Below are 13,410 nucleotides of genomic sequence, written 5' to 3'. Positions count from 1 at the left end.
TGGCGCTTAAGGAAACCCCATGTCTATTGGAACCAAAATCGCGTGGGACGATACCGTCCTGCCCTTTCAACTCGATATACCCGACATGCGAGGCCGCGTGGCCCGGCTGGACGGCGTGTTGGGCGGCATCTTGAAGCAGCACGACTACCCCGAGGTGGTCGAGGCGCTGGTGGCCGAGATGGCCCTGCTGACTGCATTGATAGGGCAAACGGTATCGCTGCGCTGGAAGCTGTCTCTGCAGGTGCAATCCAAGGGCGCGGTGCGGATGATCGCAACCGATTATTATGCGCCACAGGTCGAGGGCGAACCCGCGCAGATCCGCGCATATGCGAGCTTTGACCGCGACCGGCTGACCGATGCGGCCCCTTTCGATCAGGTGGGTGACGGGTACTTCGCCATCATGATTGACCAAGGTGAAGGTACACAGCCTTATCAGGGCATCACCCCACTGGCCGGGGGATCACTGAGCGCGTGTGCGGAAGCCTATTTCGCGCAGTCCGAACAGCTGCCGACCCGGTTTTCGCTGAGCTTCGGCAAATCGACCGAACCCGGCGTCGGTGAACACTGGCGCGCTGGCGGGATCATGCTGCAGCACATGCCCAAAGCCTCGCCCTTTGCCGCTTCCGGGGAGGGCAGCGGAGAGATCCTGTCTGCCTCGGATTTGGTGGATGGTGAAGAGGGCGAGAACTGGGATCGCGTCAACATCCTGCTCGACACCGTGGATGATCTGGAGATGATCGGGCCATCCGTTGCGCCAACCGACCTTCTGGTGCGTCTGTTTCACGAGGAACAGCCTCGCGTCTATGATGCACAGCAGGTAAAATTCGGTTGCACTTGTTCCGAAGATCGCGTGCGCCAAAGCCTGTCGATCTATTCGGCGCAGGATATTGCGACAATGACCACGGACGAAGGCACCGTCACAGCAGACTGCCAATTCTGCGGTGCGCACTATGTGCTGGACCCTGCGACCGTCGGGTTCGAGGCCGAAGGCCCGGATGGCGCGTGATCTGATCACAGACCTGACCGAGGCGCTGAGCCGTGATGGGTCCGGGTCCAGTGACTTTGATCTGAACCCGGAAACGGTGCTGCCGGCGGGACGCAAACTGCGCCCTGCAGGCGTGTTAGTGCCTGTTTCCGTGACCGGAGACGCACCCAGATTGATCCTGACCAAACGCTCTTCGGCGTTGAAACACCATCCGGGCCAGATCGCCTTTCCGGGTGGAAAACAGGATGAGGGCGACATCGACGTTACTGCGACAGCTTTGCGCGAAGCACAGGAAGAAATTGGTCTTCCGCCAGAACTACCCAGTATTCTGGGTCATCTGCCGACTCATGAAACCGTGACGTCCTTTTCGGTCACGCCGGTTGTTGCGATCCTTGAAGCCAGTTTTGAACCAGTCGCCGAACCGGGCGAGGTGGATGAGATCTTCTTCGTTCCGCTTGCGCATGTCCTGAACCCAGAGAATTATGTCGTCGAGTCGCGCCGTTGGCGTGGCCAAAGACGGTATTACTATGCTGTGCCCTATGGCCCCTATTATATCTGGGGTGCGACGGCACGGATGCTGCGGGGATTGGCAGCGCGGATGAGTGAATGAAGCGGATCACAGAAGATTGGTTAACCGACCAAGCCACGCAGGATGTATGCACCGCCCTGACCAACGGCGGGGCGCAGGCGCTATTCGTTGGTGGCTGTGTGCGCAATGCTCTGCTGCAGGCGCCGGTTTCTGACATTGATATCGCCACAGACGCCGAGCCGGAACACGTCGTGGAACTGGCGCAGAAAGCTGGGCTGAAGCCGATACCAACAGGGATAGACCATGGCACCGTGACGATTGTCAGCAAAGGTATCCCGCACGAGGTCACGACGTTTCGCCGTGACGTCGAAACGGATGGTCGGCGTGCTGTCGTCGCCTTTTCCGACAAGGTCGAAGAAGACGCCGCGCGTCGTGATTTCACCATGAACGCGCTTTATGCCAAACCTGACGGCACAATCCTTGACCCGCTGAACGGTCTGCCGGATCTACAGGCGCGTCGCGTGCGGTTCATCGGGGAGGCCTGTGATCGCATCCAAGAAGACTACCTGAGATCGCTCAGATATTTCAGGTTTCATGCTTGGTACGGGGATGCGGACGGTGGCTTTGACCCCGCTGCACTGGATGCAATAGCTGCAAATTTGGACGGGTTAGAGACACTTTCGCGCGAACGGGTCGGGGCCGAGATGCTTAAACTGCTCGCAGCGCCTGACCCCGCGCCGTCGGTTGCCGCCATGCGCGTCACTGGCGTTTTGGCGCAGCTTTTGCCCGGGGCTGATGACCGGGCGCTGGCGATCCTGGTTCAGCTGGAACAAGACGCCCATGCAGCGCCCGAAGCGATTCGTCGTTTGGCCGCGATTGCATCGCCCGAAGTGGCCAAAACCCTGCGTCTTAGCCGCGCGCAACTGCAGCGTCTGGCTCGGATGCGCGACGAAGCGATGGCGACGACCAGTGTCGCAGAATTGGGTTATCGCTATGGGTCGGAAGGCGGATTGCACGAGACACTTTTGCGTCATGCATTTCTTGAACAGCCTTGGTCCGAAGACCTGAACCGAGCTTTGCAAAAAGGGTCCGCGGCCAGTTTCCCGATCAAGGCGGCGGATTTGATCCCCGCCTTCTCGGGCCCCGCGCTGGGCGCAAAACTGGCCGAGCTTGAGGCGCGTTGGATCGCGTCGGATTTCGCGCTTAGCCGCGAAGAATTGCTGGCCGACTGATTTGAAGTCTCAAAAAGGGATGACAAACCCGATTTGATTTGGCAGGGTGCGCCTGACTCATATGGAGGGAGGAATGCGAATGTATTACGGGATCTGGTTCGGCTAAAGCCCGGAACACTTTGACCCGTAGGGGTGGTGTTCTGGCGCCATCTTTCTTCGCATGACCTATTTTCTGCTCAATCGGAGCACTCTCCATGTTTCGCTACTTCGAAAATCTCATTGACCCTTTTGTTGCCTATGAACAGGTTGACAAGCCACCGACGCGGCTGTGGCCTTTCATGCTGGGATACTCGCAGCCTTTCAAACGCGTTTTTGTATTGGCCGCGCTGATGTCCGTGGTCGTTGCTGCTGTCGAGGTCGGGCTGATCTTTTATATGGGTCGCGTTGTGGACCTGTTGGGCAGTTCTCCTGCTGAATTCTGGCAGGCGCACGGGACTGAATTGGTCGTGGTTGCCGCCTTGATCCTGTTTATTCGTCCCATCCTTCAGCTTGTTGACGTCTTGCTGCTCAACAACACAATCCTGCCGAACTTTGGCACTCTGATCCGTTGGCGGGCGCATAAACATGTTCTGCGTCAATCGGTTGGCTGGTTCGAGAATGACTTTGCCGGGCGCATCGCAAACCGGGTCGTGCAGACCCCACCCGCCGCGGGCGAGGTGGTGTTTCAGGTCTTTGACGCGATTTCATTCTCGATCGCCTACATGATCGGCGCGGCCATTTTGCTGATGGCAGCTGATCCGCGCCTGTTGCTGCCGTTGCTGATTTGGCTGGTGTTCTATGGGGCCTTGGTGCGGTGGACCGTCAAGCGGGTCGGCCCCGCGTCGCAGGCGGCGTCGGATGCAAGATCTACCGTGACGGGCCGGGTGGTGGACAGCTATACCAACATCCACTCCATCAAGATGTTTGCCCATGACATTCAGGAACAGGACTATGCGCGCGAGGCGATTGCGGAAACCCGCCGCACTTTCCAGATCGAGATGCGGATTTTCACCATCATGGATGCAGCACTAGTTGCGCTGAACGGTGTACTGATCGTGGGAGTCGTTGGTTGGGCGATCTTGCTTTGGACGCAAGGTAGCGCAACGGTCGGTGTGGTGGCCGCCGCCACAGCCTTGACGCTGCGGCTGAATGCCATGACCGGTTGGATCATGTGGGCGCTGACCAGCTTCTTTCGCGAATTGGGTATCGTTGCCGAGGGTATGCAGACCATCGCGCAGCCCATCGATCTGTTGGACGAACCTGATGCGAAACCTTTGCGGCTTGGTAATGGCCAGATCGAAATACGCGATCTGTCTCATCACTATGGACGGGAAACCGGTGGTTTGGATCACGTCAACTTGACCATCCGGCCAGGCGAAAAGATCGGCCTGATCGGTCGCTCAGGTGCGGGAAAATCGACCCTAGTAAAGCTGCTTTTGCGGTTTTACGACGTCGAGAAGGGTGCGATCCTGATCGATGGCCAGGATATCTCGAAGGTCACGCAGGACAGTTTGCGCAGCCATATCGGGATGGTCCAACAAGACAGCGCTCTTCTGCATCGATCGGTGCGGGCTAACATCCTCTATGGTCGTCCTGATGCGACCGAGGAACAGATGGTCGCCGCTGCGAAACAGGCCGAGGCGCATGATTTCATCCTTGACCTGCAGGACCCGGAGGGCCGCACCGGCTACGATGCGCATGTGGGCGAGCGGGGCGTGAAACTCTCGGGTGGTCAGCGACAGCGGGTGACGCTTGCGCGGGTGATCCTCAAAGATGCTCCGATTTTGCTGTTGGATGAGGCCACATCCGCCCTAGATTCCGAAGTCGAAGCGTCGATACAGGAAACACTCTACGGCATGATGCAAGGCAAGACCGTGATCGCCATCGCGCACCGGCTCAGCACGATTGCTCAGATGGATCGCATCCTTGTGATGGATGGCGGCCGGATCGTTGAACAAGGTGGTCATTCCGATCTGTTGGCGCAAGGAGGGCTTTACGCTCAGTTCTGGGCGCGGCAATCTGGAGGCTTCCTAAACCCGGAGGCCGCTGAATGAGGATTGCCGACCTCATCCAACCGTTCAAAGACACCGAAACGCCCCCGCCGCAAACGCTGGGGGCGTTCATCCGTTGGAGCTTGTCCGGCGCCTGGCCAATGCTGTTCGTCGCAGCAGCCTTCTCGGCGATCGCGGGTGCGATGGAGGCTGGCACCGCCTGGGTCCTGGGCCGCGTCATTGATCTGACCACCAACAGCAGCCCCGAGGCGTTTCTGACCGGCGGCAATCTCGCGATCATTTTGGGTGCTGTCGCATTCTTCATGCTTCTACGCCCCGCACTGTTCGGCCTGTCGTCGGTGGCAAACAACTACATCGTCATGCCCAACATCACGCCGTTGGTTTTGGCAAAACTGAACCGCTGGACGCTGGGCCAGTCTGTGACCTATTTCGATGACGATTTCGCCGGACGTATCGCCCAAAAACAGATGCAGACATCGAACGCCATGACGCAAGTGGTGTCCGAAACAATCAGCGCTATTGTCTTCGCTATTGCCTCACTTGCAGGCTCATTGCTTTTATTAGGGTCTATTCACCCGCTTGTGATGCTGCCATTTGTTGCCTGGCTTGTTGTCTATTTCCTGCTGGTGCGCTGGTATCTTCCACGCATCCGCGTACGCTCTGCCGCGCGGGCGGGGGCGCGGGCAATGGTGTCGGGGCAGGTGGTCGATACGATCACTAACATCAAGACCGTCAAGCTGTTTGCCCATTCCGAGTTCGAAGATCATACCGCCCGTAATTCCATGGTCGACCTGCGTGAACGGTCGCTGGAATTCGGCAAGCTATCGGCCAGTTTCCGGTTCATCCTAATGACTCTGGCGGGGGTGCTGCCGGTCCTGTTGATCGGCGCGACACTGTGGTTGTGGCAGGTGGGTACCGCGACGGCCGGGGACATCGTGGCGGCCGGGGCCGTGGCGATCCGCATCTCGCAAATGACCGGCTGGGTCAGTTTCACACTGATGGGTCTTTACGCAAATGTCGGTGAGATTGAAAACGGAATGCACACACTGACCAAGCGCGTTCGGGTCGAGGATGCTCCGAACGCATCGACACTTGTGGTCTCAGAGGGCGAGATTGCCTTTGACAGCGTCAGCTTTGCCTATGGCCGCGATATCGGTGGTGTTGCTAATCTTAATTTCACTGCCGCACCGGGTGAAAAGCTGGGCATAGTCGGGGCCTCAGGTGCGGGGAAATCCACTTTGGTTTCACTTTTGCTAAGGCTCTATGACGGGGAACATGGCGTTATTGCCATCGACGGGCAGAATGTCTCTCACGTGACTCAGGACAGCCTGCGTCAACAGATTGGGATGGTCACGCAGGAAACCGCGATGTTCAATCGTTCAGCGCGCGAGAACATCCTCTATGGTCGTCCTGACGCGACCGACGATGAGCTGATAGAGGCAGCGACCAAAGCCGAGGCGCATGAATTCATTCTCGGTCTAGAAGATGCGCAAGGACGCAAGGGCTATGACGCGCATCTGGGCGAACGCGGCGTGAAGCTGAGCGGCGGGCAACGACAGCGGATCGCTCTGGCTCGCGCTATCCTGAAAGACGCGCCGATATTGGTTCTGGACGAGGCGACGTCGGCGTTGGATTCCGAGGTCGAGGCAGCGATTCAGACGGCACTGCACCGGGTGATGCAAGGCAAGACCGTGCTGGCTATTGCCCACCGCCTGTCCACGCTTAGCGAGATGGATCGGATTATTGTTCTGGATCACGGTCATATCGTTGAAAGCGGGACGCACGAGGCTCTGCTGGAGCGTGGAGGGTTGTACGCCCGGTTCTGGCATCGCCAATCGGGCGGGTTCATTCAGGCCGAGGCTGCAGAATAAGGGGTTTTGTTGCGCTCAAACCCCAGTTATCAGGCCTCCATGACGCAGCAATACACAATAAGCCGCCTTGGACATCAGGGCGACGGAATCGCCGATGGTCCGATCTATGTGCCACGCACTCTGCCGGGTGAAGTGGTCAGCGGTACGTTGCTGGGTCAGTTTCTGAACGATATTCGCGTCGAAACACCCTCGGATCAGCGGGTCAAGGCACCCTGCCGTCATTACAAGGCCTGCGGCGGCTGCCAGTTGCAACATGCGACCGATAATTTTGTCGCCGAGTGGAAAATTGAGGTGGTGCGCAACGCGTTGGCCGCGCAGGGGCTCAATGCCCCGATGCGGCCCATTCACACTTCGCCTGAACGGTCCCGCCGTCGGGCCACCATCGCCGTGCGGCGCACCAAGAAGGGTACGCTGGCCGGGTTTCATGGTCGCGCTTCTGACACGATTACCGAAATCCCGGATTGCCATTTGCTGCACCCAACCTTGATTGCTGCCATCCCGGTGGCCGAAGCCTTGGCGTTGTTGGGTGGCAGTCGGAAAGGTGTGTTGGCCGTAACGCTGACCCTGTCCGAAGGCGGTTTGGATGTTGCGGTCAAGGGCGGCAAACCGCTGGATGGACCGTTGGAGCTGGCGCTCGCGCAAGCGACCGAGCATCACGGTCTTGCCCGGCTTAGTTGGGATGATGAGGTTATCGCCATGCGTGAGCCTCCGATCCAACGCTTTGGAACCGCTGGCGTCACCCCACCGCCCGGCGCGTTTTTACAAGCCACAAAAGACGGAGAACAGGCTCTATTACAGGCTGTTTCCGACGCTACGTCGGGGGCAAAGCGGATTGTCGATCTGTTCGCCGGATGCGGGACATTCTCGCTGCCGCTGGCACAGACTGCTGAAGTTCATGTAGTCGAAGGTGAGGCCGAGATGACGAAGGCCTTGGATCAGGGCTGGCGCAAGGCGCAAGGCTTGAAACAGGTCACAGTCGAGGCCCGAGACCTGTTCCGCCGCCCGCTCATGCCCGATGAACTCAAGAAATTCGACGCCGTTGTGCTTGACCCGCCGCGCGCTGGGGCTGAGGCGCAGGTGGCCGAGCTGGCGCAGGCCATGCGCCCGGTGGTTGTTTATGTCTCGTGCAACCCGATCACCTTTGCCCGTGACGCAAAAATGCTGGTTAACGCCGGATATGCCCTTGAATGGGTACAGGTGGTTGACCAATTTCGATGGTCGTCACACACCGAACTTGCCGCTCGGTTCATTTTGAACAAATAACCCTGAGATAAGGACCGCCCGCATGGTGATCGCCCAACGACTGCTGCCCATCATCGAAGCACCGGCTTTCGGGAAATTCATCACCGGTGTGATCCTGTTCAACGCGGTACTGCTGGGGATGGAGACATCGCCCACGCTGATGGACGCAGCGGGCCCGCTGATCGTGACGTTGGACAAGCTGTGCCTTACCATATTCGTCATCGAAATCGTCATGAAACTGATCGCCACAGGGCGCCGGTTCTTCACCAGCGGCTGGAATGTGTTTGATTTCGTGATCGTGGGCGTGGCCCTAGTTCCCAGTGCAGGGGCGCTTTCAGTTCTGCGGGCACTGCGTATCCTCCGGGTCCTGCGCGTCATCTCGGTCGCGCCGCGCCTGCGCCGAGTGGTCGAAGGCTTCATCTCAGCCCTGCCGGGCATGGCCAGCGTGTTCCTGCTGATGGCGATCCTGTTTTACATCGGCGCTGTGATCTCAACCAAACTTTTCTCGGGCACGTTCCCCGATTGGTTCGGCGATCTGGGTCTGTCGGCCTATACGCTGTTCCAGATCATGACGCTGGAAAGCTGGTCCATGGGCATTGTCCGCCCTGTGATGGAGGTGTATCCCTACGCTTGGCTTTTCTTTGTTCCCTTCATCATGGTGACCACCTTTGCGGTGGTGAACTTGCTGGTCGGTCTCATCGTGAACTCGATGCAGGATGCCCACCATGCCGAGGATGAGGTCAAGACCGATGCCTATCGTGATGAGGTTCTTGAAAGGCTGGAATCGATCGAACGCCGCCTGACGGAACAGTCGAACAGCAAAAAGTGATTTAAGTTTCGCGAAAATCTGGCATAATAATTGACAAAAAAGAGCATCAGGCAGTGAAAATAATGGATCGTCGAGCATTCGGAATGGGCGCAATGGCAACGCTGAGCCTTTCAGCATGTGCCTCAGCCAAACCCAGATTTCTTTCTTATCGCGGGCCCGAGGTGACCTCGATGGTCATCAACAAAGGTGCACGCAAGCTGTATTTGCTCCATAACGAGCAGATTTTGCGGGAGTATGATATCGATCTAGGATTTGCGCCCAACGGCACGAAAAACAAAAAAGGCGATGGTCGTACGCCCGAGGGTACCTATCTGATCGACCGCCGCAATCCGCGCAGCAGGTATCATCTATCGTTGGGTATATCGTATCCCAATTCGGAAGACTTGGCTAAAGCCAAGGCCGCAGGTGTTGATCCGGGCGGCGACATCTTCATTCACGGACAACCCAATCTGCGATCCGAGTTCAAGCGGGCTAAGAAGACCCCGGATTGGACGGCAGGTTGTATTGCGGTCAAGAATGATGAGATCGAAGAGATCTACGCCATGGTGAATGAAGGAACCGTGATTACCCTGCGCCCCTAAGCAAGGTTCAAAGCGGTTTCCAGTCACCAAATCCAAATACAGTATAGTCGCGCTGGTACGCTTCCTTCGCCAGCGCTTCAAGCTGTGCGTCGTAAATCTGATCAAGTGCAAACGGCGCGTCCGGCTTGGCCTTGTTTGGGGTTGGTGGGGCTGTATGCCCAATTTTGTAGGCAAGGTCGGGCAAGGCGGTTTCCATCTCATCCTCGCGAAGGATCAGGTCGGGCATGGTGAAACCGGCCATGCCTTCCAGCGTCTGCGCCTGTCCGCACCATTCCCCATCCACACGGATCGGGGTTTGACCCGCCAGAATACTGCGCAGCATGCCCAGAAAGGCCGCGAACGCCTCGGAATGCTGATCGCGGGTATAATTGCTGAGATCACCCTTGGCAGGTAGAGGCACCTTGTACCGTCGGCTCAGCATATTGCGAATGCTGACATATGCGCCGGGGCCTGTGTGCAGAATACGGTCGCAGAACACAGCGTGCGCGCGCGCCAGCGGATGGCGTAGCACCGTGAATTTGCGGTGACCGGGATGATCCTGCATCCATTGACGGGTCTGTTTTTGATTGCGGCCGGTGATCAGGTCGGCTTGAGACACCCCGTCCAGATCGGCAATCCACCGCACCACTTCAGCCTCGGGGCCGCCGCGCACCGGAAGGTACATCAGCGAAGTTTGCGCAGCACCCACATAGCGCGAAACAGCCGGTCCGCGGTGCGGCTCGTAACTTGGGATATGGTGTACCTTGAAGCGGTCACGTTGCGACAGGGCCAGCTCCATATCATCCGGATTGGTCACTTTCGACAGGGCAGGCGCTGGGTTTTGGCGTTTGAGATGCTGGTTCAGCTCCTTAAGACGTGCGCTGACGCCAAGCCACGCGGCAAGGCCGTTCAGAACGTCCAAATCTGTTAGATCGTCATAGTCGATGTAAAACGGTGTTTGCCCGGTGGTCTGCAGATGTTTGAGCACTGTTTGTTGAAATGCTTGCCGCTGGTCGAGCTGTTCGGCGAATTCTTCGGCATCGAAGTTGATCTGAGCCTCCCGCCGTTGCTTGATGTTCACCAACCGCCACTGCTTTGTTTCCAAAGCGATTTTCCACGATATGTAGCTATCCAGAGGGTTGCGCATCAGAATGATTTTGGCGCAGCGCGGATCATCCAGCGCCGGTGGCAGCGCCCGCGCATCGTGGTCGCTGAAAAAGCGAAAGCCGTTCATCTCGCCCGGCGCGTTTCGGATGGCGTCGATCAGCGCCATCGGGTCGCGTTCACGATCTTCCAGGGTAAAGCCCAGAACGCTGTCCAGTTTTGGCAGGCCGACGAAATAGGGGTTAAACGCTTCTCCGTGACACGTGACGCCATCCAGCGTGTTCAGCTGTAATTCAAGCAGGTTCGAACCGGTGCGCATATCGGCCAGAACGATGAAATAATCGAAGCGGCGGGTCATTTTATGTTACTGCACCAAATAGGGCTTCTTGAACGATTTGGATTGCGCGCCAAACACGTCATTCACAGGGAAATCCCCCATCAGATAGGGATGCATCCCTTGGTTCTTGAGGTTTTGCAGGAACTTTCCGAACCCGGTCAGATCCACCATCGTCGGTGCCTCGGTCAGATGGGTGGGCTTGGGCGCGCCCATGTCTTCCAGAACGGTCTGCAGTTGCTCCATAGGGGATTCCACAAACTCTGCCATCGTCCATATTCGAATGCGCGTCTTTGCGCGGGCGGCATCCAGCAGCTTGAGCTGTTTACTTTCGATCTGTTGTAGGCGGGCAGCTTCGCACCGGATATCGGCAAAATTCAGGTTCGAACGGAACAATGGAACCGCCCAGGCCCCCGAGATGACCGCAATATGTGCATTCTGGTCTTGCGTCAGGAATTCATTGATTTTCTGAATATCCGTTGGCCCGAATTGAAAGCACTGACGCTCGCCTCGTGTATTCCAGATGAGGTTCGACAGAAAGGCCGAGGGGTTATAGTCGCGTAGCGTGGCGCAATCGCTGAGCGCACCGTTGATGATCGTCTCATCTTCGGCAAATTGCGCCCGTTCGGAACCGAACAGGTGCCCATGCACCCGCCCGCCGATGGCGTTTGTCAGCCAGGGTTCGAAATCTTCGAACAACTCGGTAAAGCCTTGAAACACCGAATAGGGAAAGGCTGTCAGGCTGCGTTCCGTAGCCGCGCGGGGGAAGCGGCTTTGCATATAAAGACCATCTCGTCCGCGAACGCGCCGTTCGACCGCTTTGGAAAACACCCGGTCGATCTTGCCGGGGTTGGGCTCGGCCGGGGTCAGTGCGCCTTCGTGGTCGGTCAGGAAGGTCTGATACAACCGGTTCGCGCTGTGCCAGACTTTGCGCGCCACGAAACAGTCGGACCGGCGCAGCAATTGCAGGTGATCGTCGTAGAACATGTGCGGCCGACCTTGATAGTCGAACTTCGACAGGGTCAGCGATCGGCTTTCGACATGGGTGGAATAGAGTCGTGCCAGTGTCTGAAAATAGCTTTCATCGGGAATCCAGACCTGGCGGAAATAGCGATCATATTCGGCGCGCTTGGGATCCTGAAGGATGGCCGACAGGGTTTGGCGGGTCAGACACCACCACTGGCTGCCCATATGGGGCACCAGACCGTCTGGAATTCTGCGGCGCAGACCGAGGGCGCGTTGCAACCGCACGTAATTGTCAAACAGTTTTCGTTGCCTGCGCCACGAGAAGGGGAACCGCAGGGTGAAACGTTCCAGATCCAGACCGCCAATCGTCCAGCTGACGTCGCGCGTGGTTGCGCTTTCGATGAAATCGACACGGGGCCGGTCGGCCAGATAGTCGATCAGATCAGCGACCGGACGCAGCGGCAGACACGCGCCCGAGGACAGATATACATGCCGGACATCCGGAAACCTCTCCAACATCAGCGATGCGGCGGATTGCGATGCTGCGACAATACCCCAGCCGCCCCATTCGCAGACATGGCGTTTTGAAAACAGGATCAGCGGTTCATCCGAACAAGCGGCGACAAAATCGGAATAAGCCGGATCGCCGACTTTCTGATCTATATGAATGACCACAGGACAGCCCGAGGCGGCCCAATGGCGTGCCACCTGCTCAACCCGATCCAGCGCGGTGTGCACCAGCATTACGATGCCCAAGCTGCTCATGCCCAGTTCCCCTTGGACATCAGGCCGAGGATCTCAATCTGTCGCCAGTTGATGTATTTCTCGGACCATTTGTTCCAGAAAACCGGATTATCCTCTAACTGCTTGGCATAAGCCTTGTACTCGCCCGACGCAGCATAATGCTGTCCGCGTAGCAACTCTTCTTTAGCTTTTTCCCCAAGCGTATTGATCAGCTTTGCATGCAGCAGCGCTCCGCTGGTTTTTTCACCGCCCTGCTCTTCATAGACCTGATTGAGCCCGCGCGGCAGCAAGGCGTGGGTTGAGCTGACATAAGCGTAGCGCCGGTGCCATTTCACAAGAGGTATCTTGTTCAGGGCCGGAGCCTTCAGGGGATTGTTCTGAAAGAAAACCCGTGCGCGTGCACCGCCTTGAATCCACAGATTCCCATAGGTCGGGTTGCGGGTAATCATGAAGTTGCCTGAATCGAACCAAGGCGCGACTTCAAAGGGGTTCTGGCCCTCATGATAGGGCGAATCCATGATTCCGGTTTCGGGATACATGTCGATCAGCATGGTGCCGAAACTGCGCACACCAGTATCGTCCAGCCAGTCGGTCAGGGCGCGGATCGGGCGGGTATCGCAAAAAGGATAGATAAAGAATTCATCCGGATCGACCGTCAGAACCCAGTGCTTATGCGCATAGCGGCGCAGCAGGTAGTTGGACCAATCCAGACCAAAGGTCGCATTCTTGTAACCTACATCCGTCCACCACAGCGAAACGTCCGGCTGGCCGCTCAGGTATTCGTGGGTGCCGTCATCGCTGTTGTTGTCCACGCACAGGAAGTGATTGATGCCAAGCTTTCGATAGTAGTCTAAGAAATAGGGAAGGCGGATCTTTTCGTTCCGCATCACACTCATCAACAAGATGTCGTTTTCTTTGATCTTGTTGGTGTTATCTTGCACCGCTTTCAGATCCCGACGCCGACGTAGGCAACGCAGCAGGCGGCGCTTGCGCCGCAATCTCATGCGATAGGAATCCAAAAGG

At 57.5% G+C, this 13,410-nt stretch carries 11 protein-coding genes; 8 read left to right on the top strand and 3 right to left on the bottom strand.

Features of this window, described 5'->3' with window-relative positions; genetic code table 11:
* Window positions 1-19: 19 nt before the first annotated feature.
* The 8 genes from hslO (at window position 20) to ACR0NE_RS20285 (ending at window position 9,260) form a co-directional block, all read left to right on the top strand.
* The gene (hslO, locus tag ACR0NE_RS20320) at window positions 20-1,006 is read left to right on the top strand and encodes an Hsp33 family molecular chaperone HslO (protein ID WP_170399357.1); all 987 of its coding nucleotides are present in this window, start codon (window positions 20-22) and stop codon (window positions 1,004-1,006) included.
* Entirely contained in the window at window positions 996-1,595 is a 600-nt protein-coding gene (locus ACR0NE_RS20315) for a CoA pyrophosphatase (RefSeq protein ID WP_170399354.1), read from the top strand. Before hslO ends, ACR0NE_RS20315 begins: the two co-directional genes overlap by 11 nt.
* The gene (locus ACR0NE_RS20310; RefSeq protein WP_170598508.1) at window positions 1,592-2,746 is read left to right on the top strand and encodes a CCA tRNA nucleotidyltransferase; all 1,155 of its coding nucleotides are present in this window, start codon (window positions 1,592-1,594) and stop codon (window positions 2,744-2,746) included. Before ACR0NE_RS20315 ends, ACR0NE_RS20310 begins: the two co-directional genes overlap by 4 nt.
* A 194-nt stretch (window positions 2,747-2,940) precedes the next feature.
* Window positions 2,941-4,779 carry an ABC transporter ATP-binding protein gene (locus tag ACR0NE_RS20305; RefSeq protein ID WP_170598511.1) on the top strand — a complete coding sequence of 613 codons (1,839 nt, stop codon included), beginning with the start codon at window positions 2,941-2,943 and terminating at the stop codon, window positions 4,777-4,779.
* Window positions 4,776-6,608 (top strand): ABC transporter ATP-binding protein, encoded by a 1,833-nt coding sequence (locus tag ACR0NE_RS20300; RefSeq protein WP_170598514.1) that lies wholly within the window; start codon window positions 4,776-4,778, stop codon window positions 6,606-6,608. The genes ACR0NE_RS20305 and ACR0NE_RS20300 overlap by 4 nt, the downstream gene beginning before the upstream one ends.
* 39 nt (window positions 6,609-6,647) lie before the next feature.
* The gene (locus tag ACR0NE_RS20295) at window positions 6,648-7,871 is read left to right on the top strand and encodes a class I SAM-dependent RNA methyltransferase (protein WP_170598517.1); all 1,224 of its coding nucleotides are present in this window, start codon (window positions 6,648-6,650) and stop codon (window positions 7,869-7,871) included.
* A 22-nt stretch (window positions 7,872-7,893) separates the two neighbouring features.
* The gene (locus ACR0NE_RS20290; RefSeq protein WP_170515151.1) at window positions 7,894-8,679 is read left to right on the top strand and encodes an ion transporter; all 786 of its coding nucleotides are present in this window, start codon (window positions 7,894-7,896) and stop codon (window positions 8,677-8,679) included.
* Window positions 8,680-8,741: 62 nt separating this feature from the next.
* On the top strand, window positions 8,742-9,260 hold the full coding sequence (locus tag ACR0NE_RS20285) for a L,D-transpeptidase family protein (RefSeq protein ID WP_170408782.1): 519 nt from the start codon (window positions 8,742-8,744) through the stop codon (window positions 9,258-9,260).
* Window positions 9,261-9,267: 7 nt separating this feature from the next.
* On the opposite strand, the gene ACR0NE_RS20280 is transcribed toward ACR0NE_RS20285, so the two are convergent.
* Genes ACR0NE_RS20280 through ACR0NE_RS20270 form a run of 3 tightly spaced genes read right to left on the bottom strand, consistent with a single transcriptional unit; the run spans window position 9,268 to window position 13,391 of the window.
* Window positions 9,268-10,701: a sulfotransferase family protein gene (locus ACR0NE_RS20280; RefSeq protein WP_170598520.1), complete on the bottom strand. Its 1,434-nt coding sequence runs from the start codon at window positions 10,699-10,701 to the stop codon at window positions 9,268-9,270.
* Between the two features lie 6 nt (window positions 10,702-10,707).
* Window positions 10,708-12,408, bottom strand: coding sequence for a DUF5927 domain-containing protein (locus ACR0NE_RS20275; RefSeq protein ID WP_170598523.1), 1,701 nt, complete (start codon window positions 12,406-12,408; stop codon window positions 10,708-10,710).
* Window positions 12,405-13,391 carry a glycosyltransferase family 2 protein gene (locus tag ACR0NE_RS20270; RefSeq protein ID WP_170598644.1) on the bottom strand — a complete coding sequence of 329 codons (987 nt, stop codon included), beginning with the start codon at window positions 13,389-13,391 and terminating at the stop codon, window positions 12,405-12,407. Before ACR0NE_RS20270 ends, ACR0NE_RS20275 begins: the two co-directional genes overlap by 4 nt.
* Window positions 13,392-13,410: the final 19 nt, after the last annotated feature.

It is taken from the genome of Ruegeria sp. C9 (assembly GCF_056537585.1).
This window is presented reverse-complemented; position numbering and strand designations above follow the sequence as displayed.